The following is a 14,665-nucleotide window of genomic DNA, read 5'->3' on the forward strand; positions in this document are numbered from 1 at the left end:
CCTGAAAGGTGCTGCCGTCGCAAACCACGCTGACGGCAGCACCTTCTCCGGTTCGATACGCTTCTGCGCCGAAGCGCCGTAGCGTCGCAATCGTTGACGGCGCCGGGTGGCCACCTTGACGGTTTTAGCGTCGTAGTGGGCAGCGCGAGCGCTGACGCGCCGACAATCCACAGAAGAACGCCGAGCAGTAGCCTCGTCGTCACATGCCCGAGGCCAGCGAACGCGGACGACCGTTACGACGAGCAGAGCGGCCATATGATCAATCACGTTCGGGTTCGGGTCGCCGCTCCCGCGAGCGTGGGGTTGGGCGACGGTCGCGATCATGGGGACCGCTGCGGTGGGAATGTTGGTCTTTGCCGCCGTTTGACGAGCAACGCCGCAGCGAAGAGCAGCAAAGTCCCTATGGTAGCTTATTGCGCAAAAGGCGACCGACAACCATGACTCTATCCGCTATTATAATAATCTTGGCATAAAACGGCGTATCCGATGGAACATTTAGCCTACGATTGCGCGCGAGAGCAAGGAGGCTCGGCGAAGCGCGTGGCAAGCTACCAAGGTCCGCTTCGACGAGAATCTGTGAGGCCGTTTGGAATCGACGCTTGCAACGCGCGCCCTCCATCTTATGGAGCCGGCGCATCCCGAAACGGGCGAGGCGATCTCGCTCGATTCCGGCTACGCCTTCGCCGGCATATTTCCCGATCTCGCACGCGAAGCCGATCGCGCGCTAACGAAGTACCGCGCCGAGTCGCTCCAATACGGCCGCCCGTTTGGCCTCCCGGGGCTGCGCGAATGGATCTCCGAGCACATGCGCGAGGATGGCGCGAACGTGCCGCCGGACGACGTGCTCGTCGTCAACGGCGCAAAGAACGGGCTGGACCTGCTCTGCCGGCTCTTTACCGAAGAGGGTGACTGCGTCGTCGTCACCGCGCCGACGTACTTTACGGCGATTCCGATCTTCCGCAGCTTCGGCTTGACGTTCCTCGAAGCGTCGCAGGACGGCGAGGGGCTCGAGGTCGACGCGCTCGCGCGCGCGCTCGTGGAGCGCAAGCGACAAGACATGCCGATGCCGAAGTTCATCTACGACATCTCCGACTTCCACAATCCGACCGGGATCACGATGTCGCGCCGCCGGCGCGAGGCGCTCGTCGCACTCTCCGCGAGCCTCGAGATTCCCATCATCGAGGACAGCCCGTATCGCAAGCTGCGTTTCGAGGGCGAGCCGGAGCCGTCGCTCAAGTCGCTCGACGAGAGCGAGCTCGTCTTCGCGCTCGGAACGTTTTCGAAACTGCTGGCTCCCGGGCTGCGCGTAGGTTGGGTCGCCGGAAAGCGCTCGTTTCTGCAGCGCATGGCGCGTCTGAAGAGCGACGGCGGCAGCTGTCCCCTCACGCAACGGATCGTACTTGAGTTCTGTGCGGAAGGGCGGCTGCGTACGCACGTCGAGCGCGCGCGTGCGACGTACGGGGCGCACAGGGACGTCATGGTTGCCGCACTACGGCGCGAGCTGCCCGACGCGGCGTTCACCGTTCCGCAGGGCGGCTACTACCTGTGGCTCACGTTCCCGGAGCGCGTCAGCACCGAGATACTGGCCGAGCGCGCGTATCGCGCTGGCGTTTCGGTCATCGCCGGCGGCGCGTTCTTCGCTGCGGCGAGCGCGCAGGCACAGGGGCCGAACGCACCGGCGCGCTTCCTTCGGCTGGCATACAGCGGGGCGGCTCCCGACCAGATCGAGGAAGGCGTTCGCCGCCTGGCAACAGCATATCGCTCGATGCAATGAGGCACTGCGTCGCGGTGCTGCTCCTCGCCGTTGCCGCGTGCACGGCGAGACATGCGGCAACAGCAAACGACACGACGCTCACGATCGGTCAGCAGCAAGAACCGATCTCGCTCAATCCGGCGATGGAGAACGGGCAACGGTCGACGCAGTGGGGTGAGCTGCTCTTCTCGTATCTCGTGAAGTACGACACGCAGGGCCGTCTGGTCGGTGACGTCGCAACCGCCGTACCGTCCCTCGCAAACGGCGGGATCAGCAAAGACGGGCTGACGATCACGTATCACCTGCGCAACGACGTCCGCTTTGCCGACGGGGTCCGGCTGACTGCTCGCGACTGCGTCTGGTCGATCGATGCGATCAATAATCCCAACAACGATGTCCAGTCGCGATACGGCTACGACCGCGTCGCGCGGGCAGAGGCGCCGAACGACGATACGCTCGTCCTTCATTTAAAGCGTCCATTCGCGCCCATCATCTCTCTGGTGCTGGCGCCCGAAGGGTACCCCATCTTTCCCGCCCATCTGCTCGCCCGCTATCCGGACTTCAATCACCTCGACTTCGACGCGAAGCCGATCGGCTCGGGACCGTACGTCGTCGATGCCTGGGTCCGGGGCGATCACGTCGCGTTGCACGCCAATCCGTATTACTTTCTCGGAAAGCCGCTGATCGAACACCTGACGGTGCGTTTCATCCCCGATCCGCAAGAGGGAACCAATCAACTGCGCACCCACGAGATCCAAGCCTACTTCAACGAGCAAGACTACTCGCAGTACCGTGCCCTTCTGCGGCTGCGGAACTATCGCGTTCTCGACATGCCGGAGAGCGCGGTCGGCGCGCTCATCTTCAACACGCAAAGCCCGCTCGCGAGCGACGCGCGCGTCCGTCACGCGCTCGCCGAAGCCATCGACATTCACAGCCTCGTAGCCAAAGCGTACCGGGGAGCGCTGCACAGCCGTGAGGCAGGGCGCGGCTTGTTCCTCTGGGCCTTCGACCCGCGCTCCTATCCCGACGTGCCGTACGATCCCTCGAACGCCCGCCGTTTGCTGCAGGCCGCGGGGTGGACCGCAGCCGGGCATGGCGTCCGGCACAAGAACGGCCGCGCGCTCGACCTGCTGCTCGTCATTCAAGCCGGCGTGCTCGGCGAAGAGATTGCCGCGAGCGCCATCGCGCAATACGAGCGCGCCGTCGGCGCGCACGTGGCGATCCGCGCGTTCAACGTCACGCAGTTCGGCGCGCCTGCGGCGATGGGAGGGCCCGTCTACGCCGGCAAATTCGATATGGCGCTCTACTCGTTCGTCAACGGCGACGATCCGGATACGACCGATCAGTTCGCGTGCGCGAACGTCCCGCCGCACGGTTACAACAAGTCGCGCATCTGCGATCCGCGCATCGATGCGCTCCTGCGCGCCGGGCGCTCGACGTACGACCCGGGCAAACGCAAAGCGGTCTACGCGCGGCTGCAGGCACTGCTCTACGAAGAGCTGCCCGTCGTACCGATCTATCAGCGCCGCGAGCTGGACGCGTTCACCGACCGGCTCCGCGGACCGACGGGCTCGATCGACAGCGTTTTCTGGGACGTCGCGCGCTGGCGTCTGGAGTGATCCGCGCCGTCGTCGATCGGCAACGGCGTCGTCTCGCGCTCCTTGACGACCTCTAAGAGCACGCTCGACTGGATTCCGCGTACTCCCGAGACGTTGTAGAGCGTTCCGAAGAGAAAGTTCGAGTACTCCTCGAGATCCGCGGCCACGATCTCGAGCAAGACGCCCGATTCGCCGGTCAGCACGTAGCACGCAACGATTTGGGGCAGCTTGCGGATCTCGTCGCGCAGCGTTTTGGCCCGCGGCCACTCCACTTGGAGCCGGGCAAAGGCCGTCACCCCGAGGCCGACCGCCGTGCGGTCGAGCATGGCACGGTAGCCGCGGATGTAGCCGCGCTTCTCGAGGCGCCGGACGCGCCGCAGGCAAGGTGAAGGCGAGAGACCCACCGCCTTGGCGAGGTCGGCGTTGGATAGCCGACTATTGCGCTGTAAAGCGCCAAGTATCCGGCAGTCTATCGAATCTAGTGAGTTTATTGGCATAAATGCTCCCTATTGTATTCCTATTTGATACATCGTTGCTTTCGTTCCAAAGGATTCGGGAAGCGCTCTGCGGCAGGCCTGCATGGTCGCGCGAAATGCGACAGTAAGAGGATTGGAAACGATGAGCATCTCCGGTTTACACGCGGTGCGGTTTGTTGCAGTATTGGCCGCAATGTGCTCGGCCCTGCTCCTCGCGCCGGTATCCGCGCAGACGACGGCCACGATTACGGGCGTCGTCACGGGCGGCGTGGGCGCGCCGATCGCCGGCGCTTCGGTCGACCTGCGGGGCGTCGCGAGCAAGACGACGCTGACCGACGCACAGGGAGGCTACACGTTCGCGAACGTTCCCCCCGGCGTCTATCAAATCGTGGTCGCGAAGCCGGGCTTCTTGCAGTACGTTGCAAACGTCGCCGTCGTCGGGGGATCGATGACAGCGGTCAACATCGCGCTGACCCCACAGTCGTTTACGTCACTGCGGACGATCGCGCACATCTCGACCAACGCGCCCGGTCACGTGCAGATCAACGAATCGACAGCCTCGATCAGCTCCGTGCCGGCCGAGACGTTCGTCGATCAGGGCCAGACGCAAGTGATCAAAGTTCTCAACGAGATACCCGGCATCATCGTCTATCAGGCTCCCGGAGCGAACAACGGCGCAGATCAGTTCGCTCCGCAGACGATTCAAATCCGCGGTGCGCTCCCGTACGAAACGGAATCCCTCATCGACGGCCACGCAACGCCGCTCTCGCTCACCGGTACGTTCGACCCATCGCTCCTCAACGCCGCGATGCTGCAGAACGTCGAGGTCGTCAAAGGGCCCGGCTCGATGCCCGAGGAGATCAACTACGCGATCGGCGGAACGGTCAACTTCATCACCCTGCGGCCCACGCTGATGCCGCACGCGAGCGTTAGCACCGGAGTCGACACGTGGGGCGGCATCACCACCGCCTTCCGCGCTACCGGCTCGGTGGGCAACAGTCACTTCTTACAATACGCATTCGCGTACGCGACCGACGGCGCTCCCGGGCCGATGCAGAACTACCCGCTCGCGGGATCCGCGGTCTTTCTCGTCGCTGGCAACAACTGGACCGTCAACGGCCAGCAGATGCTCTCGTCGCCGGTCGGCGTAGCACTCGCAGGGCCGACGAGCTATAACAACTACATCTCGCCCGTCGGTGAGATTCGCTACGCGGAGCCGTTCTACGTCTGCTGCTATCCGTTCAATACCGACTACGATTCGAAGAACGAACTCGCGAAACTGCGTCTGAACTTCTCGCAGTACAGTTCGCTCACGATGAGCTTCCTGGGTGGCCAGGACTTCGGCCACACCGACAACACCGGCGTCGCGATGTCGAACGCGCCCGTCGGCAACCTCGGCGGTGCCTTCTCGCACTTCGCTCCGCCGGCAGGATACACCGGAAGCGTACCGGCTGGAACGCCGATTCCTTTCGACCTGAGTTCCTTCGCCCCAGGCTTTGGCTCGACGCAGCAGTATCTCTATCAAGCGGAGTTCCGCACGACGATCGGTCAGTGGACCGGACTGCTGCGCTACTACGACGGCGGTAACACGAACTACGCGTACTTCAACAATCCGTCGAGCGGCGTCTTCGCCTTCACCGGCAACGCATGGGGCGGCGCGTTACTCTGCCCGAAGGGCACGACGTTCAACGGCGCCGTTTGCAACCCGGGCGGCCTACCTCCAACCGAACAATTCTTCAACGGTCAACGGACGACGTTCGAGGCCCAGAACGCGACGAACCAGTCACTCACGAACAACCACCAGCGCGGCGAGTCGCTGCAGTTCGACCGCTCGTTCGGCAACGGAAGCAACGTAATACTTTCCGTCGACCGGACGGGCCAGGCTGGCTACGAGTTCATCAACGTTCCGACGTCCGGTCTTCCGCCCTACTACGCGTTTCCACCCGGCGCCAGCCAGCTCTTCACGACGGAATCGGCGCGTTTCGACTTCTTCATCGCGCCGCTCGTGCAGGCGAGCGTCGCCGACTACGCCATCCAGTACTCGAGCCACTTCACCGACAACGGCGGCGGCATCGTACCGGGCAGTGGCCCAGCCGTGTGGAAGGATGCGACGCGCGCATATGACGCGCCGCGTATCGCCTTTACGTGGCAGCCGAACGACGATACCTCGTGGCGGCTTGCGGCCGGATATTCGATCGCTCCACCGTTCCTCAGCCTGCTCTCTTCGCAAGGAACCGCGCCTGGCGAAAACATCAACGGCCTGCCGAGCGCGGGCTACACGGAGAACCTCAACAACGGTGACATCGCTCCTGAGACGGCCCTCGGAATAGACCTCGGCGTCGACCGGCGCTTCCATCAGTCGATGTACGTTTCGCTCGATGCCTATCTCACGAACCTGCGCAACATGTACCTGCCCTCGACGTTCCTCATCAATCAGAACTATTTCCCGCCGTCCTGCTCGGCTGCCGGCCTCAGCCCCGGTCAGTGCCCGCTGTACGGTTCCTCGGTCGAGAATCTCGGCCACGCGCGATACGAAGGCATCGAGGCGGCAATCGGCAACGCGCCCGCGCGCGGTTTCGGCTTCCGGCTGCAAGGCACGCTCATGCGCGCGTACGCGTACGATCTGCCGCAAGGCTTTTACTGCTCCAACGTCACGCCGAGCCAGTGCACGCCGCTGCACTACGACACGAACCTCGGCATACTACCTGGGACGAACTTCGCGGCAGGCGGTCTCGGTTTCAACACGATCAGTGGCGCGGCCGTTCCCTATGCCATGGGCTACGGCGAGCTCAACTGGCGCACGGCCAACGCGAGTCTCTATCGCATCGGCGTGACCTACTACGGCAACAACAACGCCTACAGCGAGCCGGCTTTCGCCGTTCTCTCGGCCAGCATACGCGAGCAACTCAGTCCGCATCTGGCGCTCGTGCTGAGCGGCGACAATCTCAACGGCGTCTACAATCAGCTTTGGGCGAACCAGTTCGGCGGCGTTGGAACGCCGCTGGCGCCCGAGTGCGTCGGAAAGTACGGCGGTCCGCTATTCGGCGCATACGGCAGCGTCTGTGCCGCATTCAGCGGCCTGGGCAAGCAGTACTACTCCATCACCTCCCAGCTAGGGCCGACGGGCGGTGAGAACTACGGTCCGACCACCTTCCGGCTACAACTCATCCAGCAAATCGGCGGCACGAACCCATAAGGAAGCACATGCGCCTATCCCTCGCCTCACTCATGTGCGCGTGCCTGTGCGTTGCGGCTCCTGCAATCGCATCGGCACGCGCCTTCACCCTCGACGACTACGCAACGATCGTCAGCGTCGGAGATCCGCAGATCTCACCCGACGGGCGGCGCATCGTCGTCGTCGTCGGCCACGTCGATGCACAGAAGGATCGCACGCTGACTGAGCTCGTGCTCGTCGACACCGCGACGGGCGCACATCGCATCATCACGCACGGCCGGGACGGCGTCGGCGCCCCGCGCTGGTCTCCGGACGGAACTAGCATCTCGTTCGTGGCCGCGTCGGGAAGCGGGAGCGACGCAACGGCGCAGGTATGGGTCATGCCGATGGAAGGTGGCGACGCGCGCGTCGTCACGAAAGCGAAGTACGGCGTCGACGTCTATGCGTGGCGCCCCGACGGCAGGGCAATCGCGTACGTAACCCAAGACGCGCCGCCGAATCAAGCGGCGCTCGAGCACCACGACGATCTCTTCACGGTCGAGAACTTGCCGTTCTCGGCGCACGGACCGCCGGTGTCGTTGCACCTCTGGCTACAGACGCTGTCCGGCGGCAATCCGACCCGCCTCACGCAAGGCCCGTGGAGCATCTATCCGGATACGCTCTCCTGGTCCGCCGACGGGAAGTACGTCGCATTCGATCGCTTGCCGGACGGCCGCTTCGATAGTATCTTCCGCTCGCGCGTTGCCGTGCTCGACGTCGCGACGCGTCACATTGCCTTTCCGGACAACCGCTGGAGTTGGATGGCGTCCTTCGCCTCGAGCGGCGACCGCATCGCCTACAGCGCCGGCTCGCGAGGCACGACGCTCATCCAGAACGATCTCAGCGTGTATTCGATGAGCGCCCACCACGTACGAAATGCCGCGCCGGCACTCGATCGCAACGTTTCATTCTTTGCCTGGCTGCCAGACGGCGGCTTGCTGGTCAGCGCCGACGACCACGTCTCGACCGCCCTGTGGCGCGTGTCACCGGCCGGAGCGGCGCATCGCGTCGAGCTGGGAGATCTCAACTTCGACGGCGGCAGCGTCTCGCGCGACGGAGGCGTGGCCTTCATAGCGGATTCGGCCCGGCATCCGTCCGAGCTCTACTATCTCGCGCCCGGATCCGATACGGCACGGCGCCTGACCGATTACAACGCGGCGATTGCCACGCTCGATCTTGCGCCGGCGCGCGAGCTCACGTGGCGCAACGGCGGCTTCGACGAGGACGGCGTCCTCACCGCACCGCTCGGGTACGAGCGCGGTAAGACCTATCCACTCGTGCTCGTGATCCACGGCGGCCCCGTGTTCGGCGCGTCGACGACGGCATTCAATCCGCTCGTGCAGCTGCTTGCGGCGCGCGGCTTCTTCGTGCTGCAGCCGAACTATCGTGGAAGCGACAACCTCGGATACGCTTACGCGCACTCCATCATCGGCGTCAACCCTATTGCCGGGGTCGGAACCGACGTCGTCGCCGGCGTGAAGGCGCTCGAAGCGACCGGCGAGATCGACGCGTCGCGCATCGGCGTCTCGGGATGGTCGGCCGGCGGATGGACGACGTCTTGGCTGATCGCGCATTACGATCTCTGGAAGGCCGCGGTGAGCGGCGCGGCAGTCAACGACGCCGTGATGCAGTACAGCTTGAGCCAGATCGATTCGCTGATGCCGATGCTCTTCGGTGGGCTGACGCCGTGGGCGTCACCGGGCGGCATGCAGGCGTATCGGAACGCGTCGCCGATCGCCGACGTCGCAGACGTCCATGCCGCGACGCTGATATTGAGCGATACGACCGATCCACGCGTTCCGACGCCGCAAGCCTACGAATTCTACACGGCGTTGCGCGATCTCGGCAAGACCGTGCGCTTCATGGCCGTGCCCGCGTACGGCCACCATCCGTCGGACCCGGTTCGCAATCGTGAGATCGATCGCGTCTGGGTCGACTGGATGGTCCAGTACCTGTCCGCGCACTGACGACCGGAGGGGGAGACGTGCAGATCAGATCGATACGCAGGCGTATCCGCCTCCTGCGCTACTACGCATTGAGCATGACGCTCTTCACGGGCGTCGCGGCCTCGCCCGGCCACGTCGTCGCCCAGTATCCACGAACACACTAGAGAGAGGGAAGCATGCAAACTCGGTCGATTCGAAAAGAAATTCGCATTTTGCGCTATTACGCGCTCGGCATGACGCTCTTCGCAGGCATCGTCCTCCTGGGCGCCGTGCACGAAGCGAGTCGTAACGCCACGCTGGATACACTAACCGTTCATCGCATCAACGTGCTGGACCGCGAAGGAAAGCTCGCGCTCGTCATCACCAACCACGATGACTTTCCGCTACCGGTCGTCAACGGCCACACGTTCCGGCGAGGCGGCGGAAACGACACGAACGGCATCCTCTTCTACAACCAGCGCGGCGACGAGCAAGGCGGATTGACGTGGACCGGCTTGCGTCATCCGGACGGCACGTTCGAGTCGAGCAACGAGATCTCGTTCGACACCGTCAATACGGACCAATTGCTCCACCTCCAGGACGGCAACGAAAACGGCCGGACCGAAGCGGAGCTCATCGGCTGGAACCAGCCGGATTACAACTCTCCAGCCTTCATGACGCTCCTCGACGATATCCAGCACATGACGCCCGCGCAATTGCATGCGTTCGCGATTGCCCACCCGGAGCTCAGGTCGAAAACGCGCTTCCTCTTCGGCTACGACGCCACGAACACGTCGCAAGTGATGCTCGCCGACGGCCAAGGCCGACCACGCATAAAGATGTTCGTCACCGCGGACGGCGACGCGCATCTCGAGTTCCTCGATGCGACCGGCAAAATCGTGGCCGAGTATCCGGAGACCCACTGATGATGCTGCACTCTCCGCCGCCGATCTCGGTACGTCTCTCCTTTCCGTCTGCCGTGCACGCCGCGCCGATCACCGGGCGCGTCTTCCTCATCGTGACGAATGCCGCCACGCCGGAACCGCGAATCCAAATCCTCGAGCCGGAAACGTCGCCGCCGTTCTTCGGGGAGGACGTGAACGCGCTGAGGCCCGGCGCGAGCGCGGTGATCGACGCGAGCACTCCGGGCTACGCCGTCTCGCGCCTCGCGCTGCTTTCCGCAGGCACCTACGACGTGGAAGCCTTCATCAGCATCTACGAGTCGTACCATCGCGCCGACGGCCATACGATCTGGGCGCCGCCGCAATGGGGGCCGCAAGTCTTCTCGCTGGAGCCGGGCAATCTGTACAGCGGAATCGAGCGGGTGCACCTCGACCCGAAGCACGGCATCTCGCTCCATCTCTCGATGAGCCACGTCGTCACCGATGCCCAGCTTGCGGCTCTCCTCGGCGGCCAAGGCTATGCCACGGACACACCATGGATCAAGCATGTCCGCATTCTGAGCCCGACGTTGACGCGGTGGTGGGGGCGCCCGATCTATCTCGGCGCGACGATCCTGCTCCCGCGCGGGTACGCGTCACACCCCGAATCGCACTACCCCGTGGTCTACAATCAAGGACATTACTACCAGCCCGTGCCGTGGGACTTCACGACCGACGTTCGCACCGAGACGCCGGCGGCGGTTGCCGAAGGGCGTCGCGACGGCTTGGGCACCGGGTACGAGTTCTACGAAGCCTGGAACTCCGCGCACTTCCCGCGCTTCCTCATGGTGACGTTCCAGCACCCGTGCCCGTTCTTCGACGACTCGTACGCGGTCAACACGGCGAACTGCGGCCCGTTCGGCGACGCATTGATGAACGAGCTGATTCCATACGTCGAAACGCATTATCGCGTATTGCGCGAGCCGTACGCGCGAATTACCGAGGGCGGATCCACCGGGGGCTGGGAATCGCTCGCACTGCTCGAGCAGCATCCTTCGTTCTTCGGCGAGGCGTGGGTCTTCGATCCGGACCCGATCGATTTTCACGCTTTTCAGCAGATCGATCTCTACAAAGACGCGAACGCGTTCGGCGTGCCGTCGCCGGGAGGCTGGCACACGTTCGTGCGGCCGTGGAGCCGCACGCCGTCAGGGCAGGTCCTCGGGACGGAACGCGAGCTCAGCCGGTACGAGCTGGTGATGGGCTCGCACGGCCGTTCGCAGTATCAGCTCGATGGCTGGTGGGCGATCTTCGACCCGGCGAGAGCAGACGGCTACCCGGCACCGATGTGGAACATGCGCACCGGCGCGATCGATCGCAACGTCGTCGCCTACGCGCGCGATCGCGGCTACGACCTCACCGGCTACCTCCGGCGAAACTGGACCACGATCGGGCCGGACCTCGTCGGGAAGCTCCACTTCTTCGTCGGCGACATGGATAGTTATTATCTCAATCTCGCGGTCTACAAGATGCAAGCCTTTCTGCAAACGGCTACCAATCCGGCACCGCACGCGACCTTTGCGTACGGTCGGCCAATGAAGGGCCACGGCTGGCACCCGATGACGTGGGCACAGCTCTTGCAAGACATGGCCGCGCAAGTTCGCACGCACGTACCTGCGGGTCAAGGCACCGCGCAGTGGAACTACTAAAGGAATCATGAAGAGAACGTACGTCGCCGCCGCATTGCTGTGCGCCCTGTGTACCATGGGCGCCGCAGCTCCCTCCGCGCAGGGTCCATTCCACGCGCTCGCGTTTCGTAACATCGGTCCGAACTCGGGGCGACTCGACGCCGCAGCCGGCGTACCCGGCGATCCGAGCGTGTACTATGTCGGCGGATTGGGCGGGCTCTTCAAATCCACCGACGGCGGCGCGTCGTTCTCTTCGATCTTCAATCAACCCGACGTCAGCTCGATCGGCGCGATTGCCGTCGCGCCTTCGAACGCGAACGTCGTCTACGTCGGCACCGGCGAGCCCAACATTCGCAATGACATCGAAACGGGCGACGGCGTCTGGCGCTCGGGCGATGCCGGAAAGACGTGGCAGCACGTCGGGTTGGAAGGAACGGCGCACATCGCGCAGATCGCCGTCGACGCCCACGACCCGAACGTCGCGTACGTCGCAGCCGAGGGCCCGATCTACGGCAGCGGCTCCACGCGCGGCATCTACAAGACCACAGACGGCGGAAAGACCTGGCAACACGTCCTCGCGCTCGACGATCGCACGGGCGCGTCGAGCGTCGTCATCGACCCTGCCGATCCGTCGACGGTTCTCGCGGGCATGTGGACTATTTGGCGCAAACCATGGATACTCAATAGCGGCGGCCCGAGCGACGGTCTCTACATCTCGCACGACGCTGGCGCGCACTGGGCGCGCGTTGCAGGCCACGGTTTTCCCACCGGCTTGACGGGGCGCATCGGGCTCGCCTTCGCACCCTCGAACCCGTCGCGAATCTATGCCTTGATCGAGTCGAGCCAAGGCGTGCTCTGGCGTAGCGACGACGGCGCAGCGACGTGGCGGCTCGTCAACAAGAACCACGCGCTGCAGCAACGCCCCTTTTACTTCTCGGAGTTGTCCGTCGATCCGAGCGACCAGAATCACGTCTATTTCCTTTCCGTCAACCTGCTCGTGTCGCGCGACGGTGGCAAGACCACGAAATCGACGACGGCCGGATCGGATCAGAACAACTATCTCGGCGATAACCATCAGCTGTGGATCGACCCGACGAACGCGCGACGGATGATTCTGGCGGATGACGACGGCGCTGCGATCTCGCTCGATAGCGGAAAGGATTGGACGTACCCGCAGATCGCCATCTCTCAGGCCTATCACGTCGACACCGACGATCGTACGCCGTACACGGTGTGCGTGGAGATCCAGGACGCGGGAAGCGCGTGCGGACCCAGCAACTCGAAGGCGGGTGGGATTGCGAACGGCAACTGGTTCGGAACGTTCGGCGGCGAGAGCGGCTGGATTCTCTTCGATCCGGCGAATTCGAACATCATCTACGGCAGCGGCTACACCGGATCGCTCACGCGATACGACCGCAGCACGCATCAGTTCCTTTCCATTTCGCCCTGGCCGCTCGATACGATCGGCTGGGCAGCGCGGAGGCTTCGTTATCGCTTCCAGTGGACGGCGCCGATCGCCGTGAGCCCGCTCGAGCCGCGCGCCCTCTATTTCGGTGCAAACGTGCTCTTCAAATCCGACGACGAAGGATTGCATTGGCACGTCATCAGCCCCGATTTGACGCGCAACGACAAGGCCAAGCAGCTGCCGACGGGCGGCCCGATCACGCACGACGCGACGAGCGTCGAAACGTACGACACGATCTTCACGATCGCCGAGTCTCCGCTGCGCAGGGGCGAGCTCTGGGTCGGAACGGATGACGGCCTGGTGTGGCTGACGCGCGACGACGGCGGGCATTGGCAGAACGTAACCTCGCACGTTCCCGGAATGCCGGCATGGGCACGCGTCGCGAGTCTGACGCCGTCGCCCTTCGACGCCGGGAGCGCCTATCTCGCCGTCGACACGCACCTCCTCGGCGACCGCACGCCGCATCTCTACGTCACGCACGATTACGGCGCGCACTGGCGCTCGATCGACGGCGATCTCTCCGATGCTTCCTACTCGGACGTCGTCAAAGAGGACCCGTTCCGCCGCGGGCTGCTCTACGCGGGAACGGGAAACGGACTCTACCTCAGCTTCGACGACGGTGGGCACTGGCGCAGGGTCCACCAAGGGCTGCCGACCGTACCGGTCTACGACCTCGCCGTGCAGCGCCGTTTCGACGATTTGCTCGTCGCGACGCACGGGCGCGGCATCTATATTCTCGACGATCTGCATCCGATCCAGCAGTACCGCGGCGATCTGCGGACGCTCTCGCTCTTCACGCTGCGCATTGCGTATCGCTGGGAGATCGGGCGCGTATCCTACGAAGAGGACACGCTTCTCGGAACCGATCCAGACAACGGAGCGCTCGTAAACTTCTGGCTCCCGGCCGCACCTGCCGCGCACGAATACGTAACGGTTCGCGTCTATGACGGCGCGCAGCTCGTTCGCACGATCCCCGTCACGCACGCGCATGCCGGCGTCAACCGCGTGGTGTGGAATTTGCGGTATGCGGGATTCAAGCCGGTAAAAAACTCCGACCCTTGGCGCCGAGGCGGCTTTCTCGGACCTCGAGCGCTTCCCGGCATCTATCGCGTTACGGTTACCGCGGCAGGCGTCACGCGCAGCGGCAACGTACGCGTAGCGGCCGATCCGCAGTCACACGCGACGATCGCGGCACTTCGCGCGCAGTTTGCGTTCCTCACAACCATTCACCGCGACCTCGCGCGCGTCGGAGCGACGATTATCGCACTGCGTGCCGTACATAGCGCGGCGGCCGATGCGGTTCTCAACCGGCTCTATCAGCCGCAGGCAACAGAAGGGGAGGACACGCTTCGCTACCCGATCCGCATCTACGAGCAGTTGAGCAGCCTCTCGAGTGAGGCTGGATACGGTGATGCGGCTCCAACCGCAGCGCAGTATCGCGTGCTACGCTATCTCGAAACGCAGATGCAGGCGGCGCTAGCGCAAGCGCGGACCGTGCTACACCGCTAAGCGGCGGCTAGGCGGCGGCGATCTCGAGCGCTCGGACGAGCGTGCGCTTTGCAAGCAGAATCTTGAAATCGTTCTGCCCGAAACCGCGCGCGCCGGCCAGCGCCTCTTCGGCGGCGCGTTCGAAATGCTCGCGCGCGGCGGGCGCGCCGGCGAGAGCGC

Annotated in this window: 10 protein-coding genes; 8 read left to right on the forward strand and 2 right to left on the reverse strand. The window is 64.1% G+C overall.

All coding sequences use genetic code 11. From position 1 onward, the window contains the following. Nucleotides 1-324: hypothetical protein (locus tag VMV82_11255; GenBank protein HUY42118.1), on the reverse strand; the 324-nt coding region annotated here is incomplete at its 3' end. 262 nt (nt 325-586) lie between these two features. Between VMV82_11255 and VMV82_11260 the strand changes: the two genes are divergently transcribed. Together VMV82_11260 and VMV82_11265 are read left to right on the forward strand one after the other, a co-directional pair. Continuing rightward, the gene (locus tag VMV82_11260; GenBank protein HUY42119.1) at nt 587-1,774 is read left to right on the forward strand and encodes a PLP-dependent aminotransferase family protein; all 1,188 of its coding nucleotides are present in this window, start codon (nt 587-589) and stop codon (nt 1,772-1,774) included. Continuing rightward, complete coding sequence (locus VMV82_11265) at nt 1,771-3,372, forward strand: peptide ABC transporter substrate-binding protein (GenBank protein HUY42120.1); 1,602 nt, start codon at nt 1,771-1,773, stop codon at nt 3,370-3,372. The genes VMV82_11260 and VMV82_11265 overlap by 4 nt, the downstream gene beginning before the upstream one ends. Here VMV82_11265 and VMV82_11270 read toward each other — a convergent pair. Continuing rightward, a complete protein-coding gene (locus tag VMV82_11270; protein ID HUY42121.1) occupies nt 3,273-3,848 on the reverse strand; it encodes an Lrp/AsnC family transcriptional regulator in 576 nt (191 codons plus the stop codon). The genes VMV82_11265 and VMV82_11270 overlap by 100 nt on opposite strands. Nucleotides 3,849-3,969: 121 nt before the next feature. Here VMV82_11270 and VMV82_11275 point away from each other — a divergent pair, with 121 nt between their 5' ends. From VMV82_11275 to VMV82_11300, 6 genes are read left to right on the forward strand one after another with little or no spacing between them, the layout of a single operon-like run. Continuing rightward, a complete protein-coding gene (locus tag VMV82_11275) occupies nt 3,970-7,023 on the forward strand; it encodes a TonB-dependent receptor (GenBank protein ID HUY42122.1) in 3,054 nt (1,017 codons plus the stop codon). A gap of 8 nt (nt 7,024-7,031) precedes the next feature. After that, nucleotides 7,032-9,008, forward strand: a complete 1,977-nt coding sequence (locus VMV82_11280; protein HUY42123.1) for a S9 family peptidase — start codon at nt 7,032-7,034, stop codon at nt 9,006-9,008. 17 nt (nt 9,009-9,025) lie between these two features. Continuing rightward, on the forward strand, nt 9,026-9,151 hold the full coding sequence (locus VMV82_11285) for a hypothetical protein (GenBank protein ID HUY42124.1): 126 nt from the start codon (nt 9,026-9,028) through the stop codon (nt 9,149-9,151). Between the two features lie 48 nt (nt 9,152-9,199). After that, on the forward strand, nt 9,200-9,892 hold the full coding sequence (locus tag VMV82_11290; GenBank protein HUY42125.1) for a hypothetical protein: 693 nt from the start codon (nt 9,200-9,202) through the stop codon (nt 9,890-9,892). Further along, nucleotides 9,892-11,553 (forward strand): hypothetical protein, encoded by a 1,662-nt coding sequence (locus VMV82_11295; protein ID HUY42126.1) that lies wholly within the window; start codon nt 9,892-9,894, stop codon nt 11,551-11,553. Before VMV82_11290 ends, VMV82_11295 begins: the two co-directional genes overlap by 1 nt. Nucleotides 11,554-11,560: 7 nt before the next feature. After that, complete coding sequence (locus tag VMV82_11300; protein ID HUY42127.1) at nt 11,561-14,506, forward strand: glycosyl hydrolase; 2,946 nt, start codon at nt 11,561-11,563, stop codon at nt 14,504-14,506. Nucleotides 14,507-14,665: the final 159 nt, after the last annotated feature.

It is taken from the genome of Candidatus Dormiibacterota bacterium (genome assembly GCA_035532035.1).
GTDB lineage: Bacteria > Vulcanimicrobiota > Vulcanimicrobiia > Vulcanimicrobiales > Vulcanimicrobiaceae > Tyrphobacter.

What these genes read in the sequence shown, in the direction of transcription:
- VMV82_11265 (HUY42120.1), top strand. Translation starts at nt 1,771, where the DNA reads ATGAGGCACTGCGTCGCGGTGCTGCTCCTCGCCGTTGCCGCGTGCACG.
- VMV82_11270 (HUY42121.1), bottom strand. Translation starts at nt 3,848, where the DNA reads ATGCCAATAAACTCACTAGATTCGATAGACTGCCGGATACTTGGCGCT.
- VMV82_11275 (HUY42122.1), top strand. Translation starts at nt 3,970, where the DNA reads ATGAGCATCTCCGGTTTACACGCGGTGCGGTTTGTTGCAGTATTGGCC.
- VMV82_11280 (HUY42123.1), top strand. Translation starts at nt 7,032, where the DNA reads ATGCGCCTATCCCTCGCCTCACTCATGTGCGCGTGCCTGTGCGTTGCG.
- VMV82_11295 (HUY42126.1), top strand. Translation starts at nt 9,892, where the DNA reads ATGATGCTGCACTCTCCGCCGCCGATCTCGGTACGTCTCTCCTTTCCG.
- VMV82_11300 (HUY42127.1), top strand. Translation starts at nt 11,561, where the DNA reads ATGAAGAGAACGTACGTCGCCGCCGCATTGCTGTGCGCCCTGTGTACC.